This is a genomic window from Melioribacter sulfuriphilus (genome assembly GCF_052656625.1).
In genome coordinates this window covers 246848-265414 of the sequence record NZ_JBQXXK010000004.1, presented here as the reverse complement: position 1 = coordinate 265414, position 18567 = coordinate 246848, and the positions used below count along the sequence as shown (strand labels likewise).

Below are 18567 nucleotides of genomic sequence, written 5' to 3'. Positions count from 1 at the left end.
GAGGGAAAAAATGAAAGTAAAAATTGCCAACTTAATTATGATTCTCTGTCTTATTGCGGAAATGGCTTTATCGCAGACGCTGGAAATAAGAAGAGTAGAAAATTTTAATGAAGATTGGAAATTTCATTTAGGTGACATTACTAACGGAAACGACCCCGCGTTAAACGATTCTCAATGGCGACAATTAAATCTCCCGCATGATTGGAGTATTGAAGGTAAGTTCGATGAGAACAATCCAGCTACAGTTGGTGGTGGCGCTTTACCAGGAGGCATCGGTTGGTACAGAAAAGAATTCTTAGTTCCTGATTCGTATGCTGGTAAACGAATCTTCATCGAATTTGATGGAGTTTATATGAACAGCCAGGTGTGGATTAACGGTGCTTATTTGGGCAACAGACCAAATGGATATATTTCTTTCAGATATGAACTTACCGACTACATTAAATACGGCGATAAAAATCTTATTGCGATAAAAGTTGATAATTCAAAACAACCAAATTCAAGATGGTACAGCGGGTCGGGTATTTATCGCAATGTACGTCTGGTAGTTACTAATCCAATCTATGTCGATCAATGGGGCACATTCGTAACCACGCCATTTGTTTCCGATTCATTATCCAAAGTAAATATCGAAATTACAATCAGGAACGATAACGATAAACCTGCTTCAGTTAATATTAAAACCGTAATTTATGACGCTGAGATGCGACAAATTGCAGTAGCTGAATCAGAAACAAAGACAATTGCTTCCGGCGTAACAAAATTTGCACAAAATTTCCATCTGCATAATCCTCAACTCTGGTCTCTTAGAAATCCCTATTTATACATGGCACATACAACAATTTACGAAAACGGTAGAACAGTGGACGATTACATAACTCCATTTGGAATAAGAACAATTAGTTTTGATGCAGCGAGAGGATTTTATCTGAATGGTGAAAAAATTAAAATAAAAGGTGTATGCAATCATCACGATTTAGGAGCTCTTGGTGCGGCGGTTAATAAGAGTGCAATCGAAAGACAGCTCGAAATACTAAAAAGAATGGGTGTTAACGCAATTAGAACATCTCATAATCCACCTGCTCAAGAATTACTCGATTTATGCGATAGCATGGGATTCTTGGTAATGGACGAAGCTTTTGATATTTGGAAAAAAAAGAAAACTGAATACGATTATGCTCTCTACTGGGATGAATGGCATAAAAAAGACATCGAAGATATGATAATGAGGGACAGAAATCATCCGAGCATAATTTTGTGGAGTATTGGCAACGAAGTTATCGAACAATGGGATAAAGATGATTCACTTGGCGTTAAAATAACAAAAGAACTTACCTCGATTGTAAAAAGTATTGATTCCACACGTCCGGTTACAGCAGCGTGCAATAACACTTCTCCCGATAATCCATTATTTGAGAGTGGTGCTCTCGATTTAATTGGATTTAATTATCATCACGAAGAATATCCTGACTTTCCGAAAAAATTTCCTGGTAAAAAATTTATTGCCACCGAAACTAATTCTGCGCTTGCTACACGCGGGCATTACGATATGCCTTCGGACAGCATCAGAATATGGCCCGAAAGGTGGGATAAACCTTTTTACGATGGCAACCCTGACAATACATGTTCTTCGTACGACAATTGTAGAGCCCCGTGGGGTTCAACGCATCTCGATACATGGAAAACCGTCAAGAAATATGATTTCATTTCGGGAATGTTTATATGGACTGGTTTCGATTATCTTGGAGAACCGACGCCTTATGGCTGGCCGTCGAGAAGTTCCTATTTCGGTTTAATCGACCTGGCGGGCTTTCCTAAAGATTCATATTACTTTTACCAGAGTCAGTGGACTGAAAATAAAATGCTGCATCTCTTTCCTCACTGGAATTGGAAAGAAGGTGACAACGTGGATGTACTGTCATATACGAACCTGTCTGAAGTCGAACTCTTTTTGAATGGACATTCAATCGGGAAAAAGTTTATTTCTGATGAAAACTTGAGATTAATCTGGTCGATAAAATTTAAGCAAGGTACGTTAAAAGCTATCGGAGCATCTGAGGGAACTGTAGTAGTGAAAAAAAATTACACTGCCGATAAACCTTATAAATTGAGATTGGAAGCAGACCGGAATGTAATTCGAGCTGATGGCACGGATCTCTCTTTTATAACTGTGAAAGTTTTGAATATAAATGGAAATTTAGTGCCGAACGCCGATTGTCTTATTCAATTTGAAATTGATGGGCCAGGTAGAATAGTAGGAGTGGACAACGGCCTGCAAACGAGTCACGAACCATTTAAAGCAAACTACAGAAAAACATTTAATGGTCTTTGTCTGGTTATAATTCAATCTGATAAAAACTACGGCGAAATTAAACTAAAGGCGGAAGCGGAAAATTTAATTCCTTCAGAAATTATTATTTATACAAAATAAGTGGAGGAGTAGATGAAAAAATTTTTAGTATTAATGGCAGTGATTAATTTTACTGCTCCACACTTATTATCACAAACGGGTACGAACTGTTTTTTGATCGACTTTGAGCCAAAGGAAGCAACTATTCCCGACTTTGTTGATGTAGTTAAAACCGACAAGCCCGCAGATGTAATTGTTACAATAGCAACGACAGATATAATCGGGAAAATATCGAAATATATCTTCGGTAATGCATTGGCTGCCTGGATTGGTAACGATCCTATTTACGATACTATTTTCGTAAAGCAGGTAAAACAATTGGCTCCCGCTTTAATACGTTATCCTGGCGGAAGCTGGTCGGATATTTTTTTCTGGAATGGCAATGCAAAGAATGTCCCTCCAACTGTATGGGATGGTACTAAAAATTCGTGGGTTAAATTCGAACCTCAATTAGGAAAAAATAGCTGGCCTACGACTGTCGATAATTATTATCGGTTAAGAGAAGAAGTATCTACACAGGGATTGATTACCGTCAACTACGGTTATGCACGTTACGGAACAGGAGACGATCCAGTTGCCGAAGCTGCTCATCTTGCTGCTGATTGGGTGCGTTATGACGCTGGACGTACTAAATTCTGGGAAATAGGAAACGAAAATGCAGGACCTTGGGAAGCGGGCTGGAAAATCGATACAGCGCTTAATAAAGATGAACAGCCTGAAATTATTTCTGGTGAGTTGTATGGGAAACATTTTAAAATATTTGTCGATTCAATGAAAGCCGCGGCCAATCAAATAGGAGCTAAAATTTATATCGGGGGACAAATACTTCATTATGACGGTACAAACAGCTGGAACGCAGTTGACAGAAGATGGAATGCTGGCTTTTTCAAAGAAGGTGCCGAGGTAGCGGATTTTTATGTGATCCACAATTATTTTGGGCAGACGAAAAATGCAAAATCATTGCTCGACGTAGCATCCAGCGAAGTGAAGAAAAACATTGAATTTATTTTGAAAGATATTTCTGATAAAAATGCTCCTCTGAAACCCGTCGCTTTAACTGAGTATAACATGAACAATACTGGAGGAGATCCAGATTTACCAAAAACATCGATTATTAACGGTATGCAATCCGTAATACTTTTTAATGAGTTAATTAAATATAATTTTGGAATGTCCGCACGCTGGCTACTGGCAAATTGGGAAAGCGATGGGATGTTTTATCGAGGCAATGACCAAAGTATTCCGCCATGGAATCCCCGTCCCGATTTTTATTACATTTATTTTTTACAAAAATTTGTAGGAGACCACTCGGTCAAAACTGAAGTAAAAGGCAATTCTCAGGTTTTAGCATACGCTTCTACTTTTACGTCGGGGCATATTGGAGTGGTAATAGTGAACAAGTCGACTGCTACACAAATAGTTAAGATATACCCAGCGGAGTATGGTGTCGGTGAAAAGTATTATGTCTATTCATTGACTGGCGGCTGCGACAATTGTGAATTTTCACAATTTGTGTATGTCAACAATGAATATGGACCTACAGACAGAACACAGGGTCCTCTTGCAACACTTGATAAAATACCTGCTATGGCCTATGATATAGGAGATGAAATTAAATTAGAATCGCCAGCGCTTTCTGTGCAATATATTTTAATTGAACCCGGTAATAATATAGTTTCGGTTGATAATAATTTCCCAGTCGAGCATGAATTTCAACTTTATCAAAATTACCCGAATCCGTTTAATCCCACAACTCATATTTCATTCAGGTTGTCGAGTAGGGAAACTGTTTCATTAAAAGTATTTGATATTCTCGGAAGGGAAATTGCTTCAATTCTACATCGACAAAATTTAAGTGCAGGTTATTACGAATATGATTTTGACGCTCAAAGTTTAGCAGCTGGTGTTTATTTCTATAGTCTTCAGGCTGGTGACAAAATTCTGAATAGAAAAATGGTACTTGTTAAATAGCTATTATTAATTCCATAAAGAATCATATTGAACTAAATAGCGTGGTATGATGCACTTGGAAAAGATGAAACAAGAAGATCTATAATAGTAACATTAATAATGATGCATGAAGCTTAGCAAAAGTGCCTCTGCCTCAGGCGAAAAGGGGGTCAATTAACCAAGAATAAATCAGAATTGCTCCATTATGAAAGATTTTCAGAAATTACAACAAGCAAAAAACTCGCAATCATTCACGAAGAACTAAATCCGAGCAGTGGTTTGTAGCTGTGAAGGTAGAAGTAGATATAGAACAAACCGATAGATGCCGTCAATAATATTTAATGTTATCAACAAAGGAAATCAATCAGTATTAAATCAATGCTCCACCTTTTGTAATTTAAGCCCTGATGATCTTAACAAAAACAGAACCATAAAAGCGACTTAAATTGTCCTTACATTTTTTATCCAAATCAGAGTTGAATTTTTGAATTCATTACTTTGCTTCGTATAGCTTAGTTTTGTCCTTTAACCATTTCACCATACAGCTGACGCCACATTATGGAGTGGACACATTTAAAATATTTTTTTAATTTTCTTTTGTCCCCAGAAGTGCTGTGCTGAAGTGTTTATATAAGAGGAGGGATGATTATGATTGGAATGGATTTTATAAGCTTTCTGATTTTACTTATTATAAGTGTTGTTGTCTCGGCTATCCTTCATTATGCGCTCAAATATTATATTCGGCCTGGCTTCAATTCATTTCTTTCGAAAGTAATTTTTGGATGGATTGGTGCCTGGCTCGGTACACCAGTCTTCGGGAAGTGGTTTGAAGGCGTTAACTACAAGGAGGTTTATATTATTCCAGCAATCCTCGGCTCGTTTGCCATTCTCATAATTTTAATTGATTGGGTAAAATCAACTACTAAATCAACGGGGACATAGGCTAAAAGCTTTTTTCGGCACAGCACTTCTTTTTTCGTGATCGCAAGAAACTAATAGTGGATATCTTTAAATAATTTTTGTGATTATTACTGTTTTGCTGTTTCTAAATTATTTAATGTTATTGCCTTCTTTACAAAATATTTTCCTTAATAAAGTACTGGGTGTAGCTAAGAAAGCTCAGGAAATAGGTGAGCAAAATCTTTCCTTTCTTTCACGATACTACAGTTTATGTATCGCAAGTCAACTACTTTTTTGATTTTTATACCAAGCAAACACTTCTAAGTCGAGAAGACCATATTTTTGAATTATTTATAGAAGCAAGAAATCGGCTGCATTATTTTTATCTTGTTACCATAAGAAAGCTTATTTCGTGTAAGCAAATGTTATAACATAATTATAAATAGTCTGCCTGGTAATTTGTTTATTAACAGGCAGACTTTTAGTTTTTTAGAGACTTATTTAACAATAATTAGTTTCTTGGTTGCAAAATAATTTCCTGCTTCTAATCTGTAGAAATAAATTCCACTGGCTAAATTTGAGCCATCGAATTCAACTTCATAGTAACCTGCATTTTGAGATTCACTTACTAATTTTTTGACTTCGTTACCGAGCACATCATAAATGCGTAGGGTTACATAAGCATTATGCGGAATAGCATATTTTATTTTTGTTATTGGATTGAAAGGATTTGGATAATTTTGAGAGAGGATATAACCCTGTGGTAATTCATTGGTAATTACTTTTATCTCGGTAGTTGTACTTAAAACTGCAGCTATCCAGAGATCTATGTCAAGGTTTTGCCATGCAGAATTTATATCATGATATGTGCCATCAGACCATTTTTCCCATGCACGTTTTGCATTCGCACCTTCATTAGCTGAATCAGTAACCAATCCAAACTGATCGTCCACGCCCGAGAGCCATTCAATACCTATAAAGAAAGGTCCAGTGAGAGAAACATCTGTATCAATCGGAAAAGCGTTGTAGACAACGCCGGGATTTGAGATGTCTATTGAATCAACAGAATATGATTTCGAATAAAGAGTGGAACCAGGTGCTCCGTCTATCTGAGCTGATTTAACAACTAAATTAAAATTGTCGGCAGTTCCAGCAATTTGTTTGACTGCAAAATACAAATTGGCTTGAATTAAATGACTGTTTACCGTTATATCAAATCTTTGATATTTTCCTAAATCATTATAAATATTTGTACCGGACACATAGCCGCTGTCGGCTGGTGGAGTTGTTCCAACAGTCCAGATCTGTGGTGTATCGCCATAAAACAATGTTTGGGTAGTTGTTTCTCCAGATATAGAAATCTGAACAGTGTTAGTTAATGAACTTAAATTATTTGACGAGTCAAAAGCTTTTAATGCAAAATAATAGATGCCTGCTTTTAAACCGCACACTTCGAAATTATTTTGACCGATTATAAGTATTGGTGAATCGCCTTGATTTGCACCTGTTCCGTTCCAATTTATACCGTCGGTCCCATAATATAAATAGTAACCAGCTAAGTCCGATTCGCTATTTCTGTTCCAGGTGAACAAGGCACATCCTTCACCAGAAACTTGTCCGTCAAAATTTATAGGCACAGATGGAGGAGTAGCGTCGGGCACATTGATAGCTCGGTTTATAGTTTTTGTTTCCGAATTGGAAGACGTAATAGTGATTCTGTACCTATTGAAACCTGAAATATTTTTATTGGCATTAATAGAGTAAGTTATCGAAGTAGACGAGTTTGCTGTTATATTGCCGACATTTTGTACTAAATTACCAGTTGCCAAGTTCAATCCATCTAATAACTCAAGAGTGGCAGTAACATCTCCGGCAGAAACAGTTCCTGTATTAAAAATATCAAGTTGAACAGTAAATGGATTGGGCGATAAAACATCGTTTTGCAAAATTAGACTTGACGGTGCAGTGACAGTTACAGCAAGCGGTGGTAAAAGTTCCTCGTTCGGTTTTATACTTCTAAATGCTTTATTGTTAGATTCGTTTGATTCGGTAATATTGTTTAATGGATCAACTTTTACAACAATCGTTCGGTATTCTGGAGCTAAGGGTACTGTATAATTATATGTGAAAATTTCTGTGGTGCCTGCTGGAATGCTTACTATTGAACCGCTACCGATTGGAGGTGCACTGCCTCCAGCATCTGGATCGCCATCAAACGCTGTAATAACTACATTGTTAGCAGGTACGCTTCCATAGTTATGTACAGTTACAGTAATTGTAATCTTGTCTCCTGCATTGATCTCTTCATCGGACTTACTTAATTCAATATCCGATGTGGAAATTGCAAGGTCAGGATAATCAAGCGAATAGGCAAGTGGCATAAAATCCGCGCCTGCTCCACCATTACTTTGAAGAACCGAAACATACCCGGAACTTTCTATTTTATAGACATAATTACCATAAGCAGAATTAAAATAGTAAAATTCACCTTCATTAAGGGTTCCACTCCAGATAGTCGATGGATTTGTATAAGGGAATAGATCATATTCCCCGAGCTGAGTGATAGTTATATTATTATTATTTTCGAATGAAAAAACGTGTATATTGCTGGCAATAGTTGGGACGTAAAAAAGTTTGCCAAATCCTTTTCCTGTTTCATCTATTGCACGGGTCATATAATAATATGAGTCTTTCCATCCGGCATAAGGAATATTAGCTGCGGAAACCGGTTGTGAAGACGTGACTGTCCAAAAAACAGCAGAAGTTATTCCGTCGGAATGTACCTGACCCTTTTGTAATGTATATTCACTTATCGTTTCTCCAGTTATGGTATTTTTAACTATTATGTTATTGTTATCGGAATAGGAGGTAACTGTAATACTATTTTGCCAGTAACCATTATAGCCAGAAAAACCGTAGAACAAAGTTCCAACAAAGCTTCCATTGCTTGATGGTACATAATAATCCTGATCCTCGTAAGATAAAACTGAAACAGGTTTTGTTGCAGAGACCTGTAATGGAAGACCGTATGGGATATTGCCTGCATTTTTAAAGGAATAATTCTCTCCTTCATTAAGTGTTCCAGCAGCAATTAATGTACCTGTTTGAAGATTTTTAACTGTGAATCCCGTATTATCTTGATAGCCGAATATTATAAAATCATCTTGGTTGAAACTACTATTTGACATCCAGGTATTAAATTTAGTAGAGACCGCTCGCCCGGATTCGTCAACAGCATAAAAGCCATTAACTGTAGATGTAATTGCATCGCCAACTAAAACCGTGTATGTCTTATTCCCGACAATTCTAAAAATTCCGCTACCGTAATTAAATGTATGATATGAATCCATATTAAGTGTTTCACTGCTAATAAAATTATTTGAAGCATCGTAAATAGAAACGACGGTATTATCGAAGTACGAGAATACGGTTATATCTCCAAAAGTATAAACGGTTGTATTAAATGTTCCGTTTGTTTCCAGTGCGACAAAAAAATTGCGCTGGGTATTAATCTCATTTTGAATTTTCTCTGGTTTAAAATTTGCTTTTTTTTGAGCAAAGAAATTGCTCGTAAAAAAGAAGGATAAAACTAAAAAATGGATAATCACCTTTTTGCTTTTACTCATAAAACCTCCTTTTAGTAAATCTTTTTTATTGTTGATAATTATATTAGTACGTAAAGAACATATAGCGTGTTAATTAACGAAGCTTTTTACTAAAAGAAGATCTGAGTTATATTAGCAAAAAGGGTATGAATAAAATCAATATCAAACTATTAAATAAATACAGGTAAGTCAAATTGAAAAGAGTGATCTGCAACAAGTTTATGATGTCAGGGAAAAGATATGAGAAGAAATTAAAAGGGAAAATCTGTACTGGTATCGATTTCTTGATGATTCTCTTTGTATTCAGGATTTATCTTGGCTGTTTTGTGAATTGGATTACCTTCCACATAAATTGCTTTATAAGGTTTAACAGGACAGGCGTGTTCGCACGCTCCGCAACCGATACAGTATTCTTCTCGTACTTCCGGTATAAATAGATTATTTTTATAAGGAATCATGTGGACTGCTTTTGTTGGGCAATGTTCCGCGCAGGCTCCGCAATCAGTATTTTGTGTCTTGACTACACAATTATCTTCTACAAATTTTGCAATTCCCAACTGAGTGAGTTTTTTTTCTTCGACAGCTAAAGGCAGTATCGCGCCTGTTGGACATACTTCACTGCAGATAATACAATCAAAATTGCAGTATCCTGATGCATTGTCAAGATGCGGTTGTAACATCCCTTTTAGTCCGTATTCCAAAAAAGAAGGTTGTAATACCTGCGTTGGGCAGGCACTTATGCAGAGATGACACGCCGTGCATGAATTGTTGAAGTGCTCCAGACTTATTGAACCTGGAGGAGACACTGTGTATTTTCTGAAAATGGGAATAGTACTTGGTTTTGTAACCACTATTTTATTCTGAAGTTTTTGTCCAACGAATGTGAGAGAGGATAAATATACCACACTCTTAATGATAAAATTTCTTTTGTTACTATCCGTTTCGATTGTATTTTTCTTAAAATAATTTCCAGCCGAATAAACTATACCTTTTGTTGGACATGCTGTAATGCAGTTGAAGCACATCACACAGTTTTCAGATTCTACTTTCTTATTTTTGCTGTCGATGCAATTGCCTTTACAATCCCTTTCGCATAAACCACATGAAAGACAATCCTCGTTATTAATTTTTATCTTAAAAAGAGAATATCGCGAAATTAATCCCAGTAACGTCCCTACTGGACAAATTAAATTACAGTAATGTCTCCCTTTTGTTATGGTTAAATAGGTAATCAATATTAAGTAGAAGAAAGCAACAATGAAAGGCACGGTGTTGAAAGCATTTATTTCTGCAGGATAGACAGAATAAATGTCGAAATAAGACAGAACAGAAGAGACAATATTGTTGGTGAAAATTATCGCAGGTCGCAAGAAGTTACCAGCCAATCTGCCGTAAATGCTGTATGGGTCGAAAATAAGAAATCCTGTGGCAAGACCAACTATGAGGAGCAGAAAGGGAATTGCCATCAAAGTGAGTTTAACGGTTTTATTTGGAGTGATAAAACTTAGTCTTCTTTTCCGTTTTTTTATTTTTTTTACAATATAATTAATAACATCCTGAAAAATGCCAAGTGGGCAAATGGTTGAGCAATATATCCTTCCAAACAAGGTCGTTAATAATAGTACTAATATAAATCCCGCTGTTGTAAACGAAAACAAAATTAAACTTTTTAATAAAGAAGGCACAAATTGAAAAAAGAGAATTTTGTCAATAAGGCTTGTCGAAACGCTATTTGTAAAGTCGATTAAAATATATGTGACAGGAATAAAAAATACGAGAGCAAGAACTACACGAATTTTTTTCAACAGGCCAGTATTCATGTCACATTACGATTCTTTCGATGTTGAGTGATTTTAGATCTTTTACGCCCAGACCCATTGAATCGGCGATAGTTATGTAAGGAACATCATCAGGTTTAATACCAAACAGCATGGCTGCTGCCGAATCCGCTGCAACAGGATCGGTCGAAATTATTTGAGATTTCATAACAACAACATCTGACATTGATACACCTCGCGGACCGTTTTTCGTCATTACATAATAAGCATCGACAATATTTAAATCGGGTTTACGAAATGTTCCGAAATCTGCAATACATTGATGCAAACCCGTTCTATGCCAGTATCCTCTGTCCCAGACAATCCCCATTAAATTTTTGAGAGAAACTGTAATGCGTGCCGAACCATGGTGTTTTAATATTGGAAGGTTGATAAATACATCCGATTCGAGTATTAGTTCGTGAACTTTGGCTTGCTTTAGTAATTTTCCCTTTTTAATGTCTACTTCATGATAATAACTCTCGCTGTTGCCCGGAACAATGGTACCACCAGCATCTTTTACGGCTTTTTCAATTCCACTGTTGGAATAAGCTCGGCGCCAGTCGTCGCACGTATGATCGAAAACATAGACTTCCTTTGCTCCAGCTTCAAAACAGCTTTTTACGACACGGGAGACGAGTTCTGGATTAGTATCGGCGGCTCTTTCAGGAGAAGTATCCCACCCGATATTTGGTTTAATTACAACTTTTGAATTTGGTTTAACAAATTTCTTCATACCTCCCATTGCTCCAATACCTCTGTCGAACATATCGCCTGGTGTACCACCTTTTATAGCTACTAAGTCGTAATTACCACGCTTTTCTGCAAATATGTTGTTCGTAAAAGCCGGGAGCGATACACTTGCGGTAATTAGTATGCTACTCTGTAATCCTTTTTTTATAAAGTCTCGCCGCTTCATTTTACACCTCGTAATGGTTGGTACAAAATATTAAAAAGTGTAAACATATTAAAGTATATTAAGTATTCTATTCTATAGTTGAACAAATACTATCCGGCGTATCTCTGTAATATATGTAAGTGGGGTAATCTACTTTGAGGATATTAAATCGTTTAAAGGCTCTTTCATAAAAGTCGGAATCGTCGCTATATCTTAGGTTTCTAAAGCCTTGAAGTTCTAGAAAAACTTCTTTTTTACCGATAAATGTACAGCCGACTATACAATCTGAAATATGAATTAATTTAGTTAGATCATTTTTGTCTTTTACGAATGGGGTTCCAATTATTTCCAAACCTCCGTGGATTAAATCTATTTCAGCGTTCTCTGAAAGTAACTTCATCCTCAATTTCAAATGTTCGGGTTTATATTCGTCGTCGCTGCCGAGGAATGTTATATATTTTCCAACTGCTGCAAGTATACCGGCATTCATCGATAATGGCGGTTTTCTGTTCGAATGCCTCATATAACGGATGTTTTCATAATTGACCAAATACGGCTCGATAATTTCAAGCGAATTGTCCGTACTTCCATCGTCTACAATAATCAATTCCCATTTATCATAAGTCTGGTTTATAACGGAATTTATTGCTCTCGGCAACAAATTTTTTCTGTTGTATGTAGGTAGAATTATTGAAACATCGGGTGTATAGTTCTTGTAAACTTGCATAAGAACCTACGCTTTTTGTCCAAATATAGTTTTTTATTGTATGAATTTTTAATTAATTTGGAATACTATTTTCAGATAATCACACTAAAAAATGAGCTATCAGGAACAGAAAAAATACTTTGAAATATTGAAAAAATATGAACGTAAGTTCGACCCTAAAGAAAAAGAAGTATATAAGATACTCCTTCAAAGACACAAAGACGACGAAGACCTCGACAAACTTTCCTTTGAGAAGCTCAAAAATCTTTATATAAAGTATCACGTTAACAGGGAAAGGAAAAATCTGGATAATCTTTTTAAAAAACCGGAAGATAGAACGGACGAATAATTCAGGAAAAATTAATAGCGGTGGGATATGAATCATAAATTACTTAACAGAATTATTGCAGGAATAGTATTTGCTATCAGCTTATTTGTTTTTCTAATAACGGTTCAGCCATCGGTTTCTTTCTGGGATTGTGGCGAATTTATTGCATCGTCGTATGCACTGCAGGTGCCACATCCACCTGGAACACCTTTCTTCCTAATCGTTGGCAGACTTTTTTCTATGATCCCTTTTGCTGAAAACATCGGTTTAAGAGTCAATTTAATTTCAGTTGTTACGAGTGCCTTTACGGTGATGTTCCTATATTTAATCGCCGTAATGCTTATAAAAAATTATAGGAAAAAAGAACCTGGAAGTTTATTCGAAGCATTAACTGTTTATATACCCGCTGCCATTGGAGCCCTTTCGTTAAGTTTTAGCGATACATTTTGGTTTAATGCTGTCGAAGCTGAAGTGTATGCATCTTCGACTTTCTTTATTGCTTTTGTAGTCTGGTTAATGATGAAATGGAATGAAAAAGCCGACCAGCCGGACAACGAAAAATATATTCTCTTGATTGCTTATTTAATAGGGCTCTCTACAGGCGTGCATTTGATGGCTGTTCTTGCGATTGTGCCAATTGTTATGATTGTTGTATTCAGAAAATATATTGACGATGAAGAAACACTTAAAAAGACCGCAATAATATTTCTTATTCATGCTGCCGTTGTGCTTGTGGTAGCGGCTTTAATGTGGGCTTCGCAAACTTCGTCCAATCCACCAACCCCTGATGAATATAAAGACGTTGACAAACGATTTATGATAGTGCTGGGCGCCATTTCGGCTTTGATTATGGCGGCTTTGTATAAAAAGATCTTTACGAGAAATTCATTTTATATTCCAATGATTCTCGGAGGTATTACACTTGTTGTAGTTTATCCAGGTCTAGTCAAATATGTACCCAGACTTATATCATTAATATCGGGTAATGACTACACACTAAATCTCATAACCTCGATATTATTATTTGCCATTACGGCTTTTGCTATCCACTGGACTGCAAAGAATAATAAACCAACTCTCAATCTTGTATCGAAAGCTTTTTTATTGGGGCTTGTTGGAATCACCACTTATGCTATGATAATAATACGTGCCAATGAAGAGCCGCCGATTAATATGAATTCTCCCAAAACCTTTACCGAATTGGAGTCTTACCTGAATCGTGAGCAATACGGTGATTTCCCAACGTTTAAGAGAAGATTTTCCAACGAACCGCATCAAATGGGTATATACACAAATTATTCGAGCGATCTCGATTTCCTGTGGCGCTATCAGATGGATCACATGTTCAATAGATATTTATTCTGGAATTATATCGGACGAGTTTCTACTTATCAAGATAGTGGCGTCGATTGGTCGGATATGTATGGCATCCCGTTTTTTATTGGTCTGTTTGGTTTGTTTTTCCATTTTAGGCGCGATTGGAAGATGGCTTCGGTCTTTTTGGTTATGTTTATATTCCTCGGCTATTTAACGGCATTCTATCAAAATCAACAACAACCACAGCCGCGTGAACGCGATTATTTCTATGTCGGTGCCTTTTTTGTTTATTCAATCTGGATTGCACTCGGCATGAGAGGCATAATTGAATTGATTATCGAAAAATTTGATAAGATTAATAATCTTAAACCATTTTTAAGTCTTATAATGGTTGCGGGAATTATTGTAGTTCCTGTAAATATGTTCCATGCAAACTACTTCGAACACAACCGCTCGCGTAATTACGTTCCATGGGACTACGCTTATAATCTATTGCAAAGTGCCGCTCCCAATGCAATTTTATTTACTAACGGAGATAACGATACATTCCCGTTGTGGTATTTGCAGGATGTCGAAGGTGTCCGTAGAGATGTTCGAATTGCGAATCTTAGTCTTCTGAACACTCCTTGGTATATCAAACAACTTAAAAATACCGAACCTTATGGCGCACCCAAGGTTCAGATGAGCCTTTCCGATAGAGACATCGATAATCTTACAGTACAAAGGTGGGAACCCACTGAAATGTCTATTCCCGTTCCGCCCGAGGTAATTAAAAAATTCCACGTTAAAGATAGTACAATTATAAAAACAGGAAAACTTACATGGCTCATGAAAAATCCAGTACAATATGGGAATATTAAAGCCATTCGAACTCAAGACCTTGTAGTACTCGATATAATCATGCAAAGCAAATGGGAAAGACCAATTTATTTTGCAATAACTTGTTCGGACGATAGTAAGCTTGGACTTGATGACTATCTGCGTATGGAGGGTATGGCGCTTCGACTTGTGCCGGATAAGTCGAACACAGGCTCAATCGAATTTATAAACGAGCCGATTATGCGCAAACAATTATTCGACGAACCAAAAGGATTTTCGAAAGATTATCGTCCCGGATTTAAATTTAGAGGCTTGAACGACTCGACAATCTTTTTCGATGAAAACCACGAGCGATTAATACAGAACTATCGCAATACTTTCATGAGGCTTGCCGTTCATTATCTCTATAGCTTAAAAGATAGTACACGTACAGTTGAAACTCTCGATTTAATGGAAAAGAAAATTCCACGCAATATCGTAAAAGTTGACAACAGAATTCTGCATGATGTTGCTCGTCTTTATTATGCTGCGGGCGCATACGACAAGTATAAAGAAATTGCAAAAGAGGTAATTGAAACGGCAAAGTTGCAATTAAAGAACAATCCGCGAGATTATTCGAGCTGGAATAATCCGTATGATATATTATTGACCCATTATGAAAATATGAAAATGTACAAAGAAGCCGTCGAAGTTCTTAATCAATTGTCAATTTATTTGCCTTACGACGAATCTGTCAAACAATTGCTCAATAGATACAGACGGCTTGCGGGCGTTGACACGCTCGAAGTTAAATAAGCTTCGATAAATTTTAATTTTCCTAAGAAAGAGTCCGCTTGAAGGCGGACTCTTCATTTTAATAATGACTGTACAGGTATGAGAATATTAGTCTTAGCTTTATCAGGTATCGGGGATGCATTGATGTTTACGCCGGCACTATCGGTGCTAAAGAAGATTTACTCCGATTCAAGGATCGATTCCCTTGTAATGTACAAAGGAGTGGCGGAAATATATAATAGTTTACCCGAGATTTCTGAAGTTTTGTACTGGGACTTTCTCAATAAGCCAAAATTAAAATCGCTCTCGTATGTTATAAGTCTAAGAGGTAAATACGACATTTCGATTAATGTGTATCCATCAAACAGAAAGGAATATAATATTATTAACTTTTTAATCGGAGCAGAAAAACGAGCTGCTGTAAAGTATCTCCGCATGGATTTTATGAATCTTGGATTTTTGAATAATGTTAGAATTGAAGAGAATGATAAACTTCACAATGTAGAAGAAAATATCAAATTAATCGAAAAGATAACTGGCTCTTTAGTAGATTCTATTCCAGGCTTGAGCTTGAATTTTTCTTCTGATGATGAAGAATATATGCGTAACTTTTTAAGTAGATATAAAATAAGTGAAGATGAAACTGTAATTGGATTCCATCCTGGATGCTCTACATTAAAGAATCATGCTAATAGAAGGTGGAGTACTGAAAAATTTGCCGAGTTAGCTGTTCGTTTTATCAATCAACATAAAGCACGTGTGTTGATTTTCGGAGGACCTGAAGAGCATCGATTAAAAGAAGAGATAATAAAGTACGGAGGCAATTCTAATATTATTTCTGTTGATACAGATTCGTTAATTCATACTGCAGCGGTTATGAAAAGATGTAATTTGTTTGTCACAAACGATTCGAGTCTTATGCATGTGGCGTCGGCTTTAAAGTTGAAAGTGGTTGCCTTAATAGGGCCAACGAATCCCGATTATATTCATCCCTGGCGAACAGAGTATAGAATTGCTTCGCTTAATCTCGACTGCGCTCCATGCTTTTATTATTCACCCAGACCATTGACCTGTAAAAGGGGAGACGTTAAGTTTAAATGTATCAAAGAATTGCCGGTCGACCTGGTGTATAAACTTTCGGAAGAATTACTTAATTCAGGAAAGTGAGTCAATTATATAATTAGCGCAGATCTTAATATCGCTAAAACATTTTATCAAACCGATTTCACGTTTTTCTTTCTCTATCTGAGTATCCATAAGCTTTACAATATCGGACCACATTTTCCCGTGACATGCTATAGGTTTCTTGGGCATCATTTTTTTGTTGATAAATTCCCACACAATGGCAAGCTCCACCAGCGTGCCGGTGCCACCTTGAAGGACTATATATGCATCTCCAATTTTCATTAGATTTTCGAGTCTTTCAAAAAGGGATTTGCATTTAATTTCTTTGCTCAGATATTTACTCGGTACGGAATTATAAATGTCGATAGTAACTCCAATGGCTTCGGCTCCGGCTAAACGAGCACCTTTCGAAACAGCATCCATAATGCCCTGATATCCTCCAGTACAAACATTTAAACCCGCTTCTGCAAGAAGTTTCCCCAGCAGATATGCCGTTTCGTATTCTTCGTCGCCCGGTTTAGGTACAGAACTGCCGAATACGGTTACAAATTTATTTTTCATAATGAACTCAAAACAGGTTTCTCGGCTTTGAGCCAGGCAGTATAAATCATCGATGCCAACATTATAGACGCTTGATTTATTTTATCAATTGTCAAATGACGGGTTCTAAACCAGAGCAATTCGTAATATTTGTTTTCATCATTATTACTGTATTGTGTTGCTTTTTTGTCGGCGTTTAAAATTATATCCACTTCGAAATTTGATTCGTAGATATAGTCAAAAATTACATCTAAAAGAGGAGCTTTTAGTTCAACTACCTGACCATTCTTCAGGTTTGCTTCAATCTCATTCAGATAGCGGTTGAACATCTCAATTTCATATCGGAAGTGTATTCCTTTCTGACCTGTGAGTTGCCCGTTATAATTTATTGTTGCGTGAAGCGGCTGATGGCCGTCCCCAACGTAATGAGCCAGGTCGGAAGAGTATAGCAATATTTTAGCACGATCTTTTTCCTTGAATGCATTTACAAGTTTATCAAATGTTTCTGAAGTAGCCCATGGTAGCAGTCCCATTTTTTTTACAGTGCTATCGCCGTAAATAGCTTTTAATGTTTCTTTCGAATTTATCATGCTTCCATTTAAAAATTCGCTGTAGAAATCGATGTCGATAAAATGCCTTTGAGGTTCATCGGGATCGTCTTTTTTTCTGTAATCCGGGTCTACGGAGTGTTCTATAATGTAATTGATTGCATCTTGTGATAAGCCAATCTCTGAGGAGATTAAGTTTAATGCATGTTTGGCTATAAGCTGATGACCTTCATTTCCCCACGCAAAGTTCAACAGGAAAGGAAAAAGGAAGCAGGTCAGAAAAAACTTGAATTTTGTCATTTTATTGTCCTATAAATTGTGTAATAATATTTCTTCGGCGGGGTCTATTATCGAAGTCGATAAGTACTATCTGTTGCCAGGTGCCCAGAAGTAAATTTGAATTTGTAAATGGAACCGTTACAGAATTGCCCTGCAACGAAGCTCGCACGTGTGCATATCCATTGGCATCGTGCCAGGTCTCGTCGTGATGATAATGTTTATTTGATGGAGCTATTTTTTCGAAAAATTCGGGATAATCTTTTAGTAATCCAGGCTCAAATTCTATTGTTGTAATTCCTGCAGTGGAGCCTGGAGCAAAAACCAGTACACTTCCCTCTTTAAATCCAGTTTCATTTAATTTCTCTTTTACTTCAGCAGTAATGTCTATTATGTCGCTGTTACCCCTGGTATTTACAGTAAAACTATACGTTTTGATCTCCATTTCGTCACCTTACTCTCAAGTTGATAACCAAAATTATAAATTTTTGTATTAATCATCATTCGGAATAGAAAAACAATTTTAATAATTTAGAGCTACAATTTAAATAAAA

General features: G+C 36.6%; 13 protein-coding genes. 6 read left to right on the top strand and 7 right to left on the bottom strand.

What is annotated here, in order from left to right:
- Positions 1 to 10: 10 nt before the first annotated feature.
- The 3 genes from galB to ACUN8G_RS06745 all read left to right on the top strand — a co-directional run bounded on the left by galB (position 11) and on the right by ACUN8G_RS06745 (position 5302).
- A complete protein-coding gene (galB, locus tag ACUN8G_RS06755) occupies positions 11 to 2431 on the top strand; it encodes a beta-galactosidase GalB (RefSeq protein WP_437347628.1) in 2421 nt (806 codons plus the stop codon).
- 12 nt (positions 2432 to 2443) lie between these two features.
- Positions 2444 to 4381: a T9SS type A sorting domain-containing protein gene (locus tag ACUN8G_RS06750; RefSeq protein WP_437347629.1), complete on the top strand. Its 1938-nt coding sequence runs from the start codon at positions 2444 to 2446 to the stop codon at positions 4379 to 4381.
- 627 nt (positions 4382 to 5008) lie between these two features.
- A complete protein-coding gene (locus ACUN8G_RS06745) occupies positions 5009 to 5302 on the top strand; it encodes a hypothetical protein (RefSeq protein WP_437347630.1) in 294 nt (97 codons plus the stop codon).
- A gap of 455 nt (positions 5303 to 5757) precedes the next feature.
- On the opposite strand, the gene ACUN8G_RS06740 is transcribed toward ACUN8G_RS06745, so the two are convergent.
- From ACUN8G_RS06740 to ACUN8G_RS06725, 4 genes are all read right to left on the bottom strand, one after another.
- Positions 5758 to 8886: a T9SS type A sorting domain-containing protein gene (locus ACUN8G_RS06740; protein WP_437347631.1), complete on the bottom strand. Its 3129-nt coding sequence runs from the start codon at positions 8884 to 8886 to the stop codon at positions 5758 to 5760.
- A 230-nt stretch (positions 8887 to 9116) separates the two neighbouring features.
- Positions 9117 to 10685 (bottom strand): 4Fe-4S dicluster domain-containing protein, encoded by a 1569-nt coding sequence (locus ACUN8G_RS06735; protein WP_437347632.1) that lies wholly within the window; start codon positions 10683 to 10685, stop codon positions 9117 to 9119.
- A gap of 1 nt (position 10686) precedes the next feature.
- On the bottom strand, positions 10687 to 11601 hold the full coding sequence (locus ACUN8G_RS06730) for a DUF362 domain-containing protein (protein WP_437347633.1): 915 nt from the start codon (positions 11599 to 11601) through the stop codon (positions 10687 to 10689).
- 67 nt (positions 11602 to 11668) lie between these two features.
- Positions 11669 to 12307: a glycosyltransferase family 2 protein gene (locus ACUN8G_RS06725; protein ID WP_437347634.1), complete on the bottom strand. Its 639-nt coding sequence runs from the start codon at positions 12305 to 12307 to the stop codon at positions 11669 to 11671.
- 91 nt (positions 12308 to 12398) lie between these two features.
- Here ACUN8G_RS06725 and ACUN8G_RS06720 point away from each other — a divergent pair, with 91 nt between their 5' ends.
- The 3 genes from ACUN8G_RS06720 (at position 12399) to ACUN8G_RS06710 (ending at position 16691) form a co-directional block, all read left to right on the top strand.
- Positions 12399 to 12635: a hypothetical protein gene (locus ACUN8G_RS06720; protein WP_437347635.1), complete on the top strand. Its 237-nt coding sequence runs from the start codon at positions 12399 to 12401 to the stop codon at positions 12633 to 12635.
- 27 nt (positions 12636 to 12662) lie between these two features.
- Positions 12663 to 15545: a protein O-mannosyl-transferase family gene (locus tag ACUN8G_RS06715; RefSeq protein ID WP_437347636.1), complete on the top strand. Its 2883-nt coding sequence runs from the start codon at positions 12663 to 12665 to the stop codon at positions 15543 to 15545.
- Positions 15546 to 15623: 78 nt separating this feature from the next.
- Positions 15624 to 16691, top strand: a complete 1068-nt coding sequence (locus ACUN8G_RS06710) for a glycosyltransferase family 9 protein (RefSeq protein WP_437347637.1) — start codon at positions 15624 to 15626, stop codon at positions 16689 to 16691.
- Here the strand turns inward: ACUN8G_RS06710 and ACUN8G_RS06705 are convergent.
- The 3 genes from ACUN8G_RS06705 to ACUN8G_RS06695 are packed head-to-tail and all read right to left on the bottom strand — an operon-like array spanning position 16680 to position 18458.
- Entirely contained in the window at positions 16680 to 17210 is a 531-nt protein-coding gene (locus tag ACUN8G_RS06705; RefSeq protein ID WP_437347638.1) for an LOG family protein, read from the bottom strand. The two genes, ACUN8G_RS06710 and ACUN8G_RS06705, sit on opposite strands and share 12 nt — an antisense overlap.
- On the bottom strand, positions 17207 to 18037 hold the full coding sequence (locus ACUN8G_RS06700) for a phospholipase C/P1 nuclease family protein (protein WP_437347639.1): 831 nt from the start codon (positions 18035 to 18037) through the stop codon (positions 17207 to 17209). The genes ACUN8G_RS06705 and ACUN8G_RS06700 overlap by 4 nt, the downstream gene beginning before the upstream one ends.
- A 1-nt stretch (position 18038) precedes the next feature.
- The gene (locus ACUN8G_RS06695; RefSeq protein WP_437347640.1) at positions 18039 to 18458 is read right to left on the bottom strand and encodes a secondary thiamine-phosphate synthase enzyme YjbQ; all 420 of its coding nucleotides are present in this window, start codon (positions 18456 to 18458) and stop codon (positions 18039 to 18041) included.
- Positions 18459 to 18567: the final 109 nt, after the last annotated feature.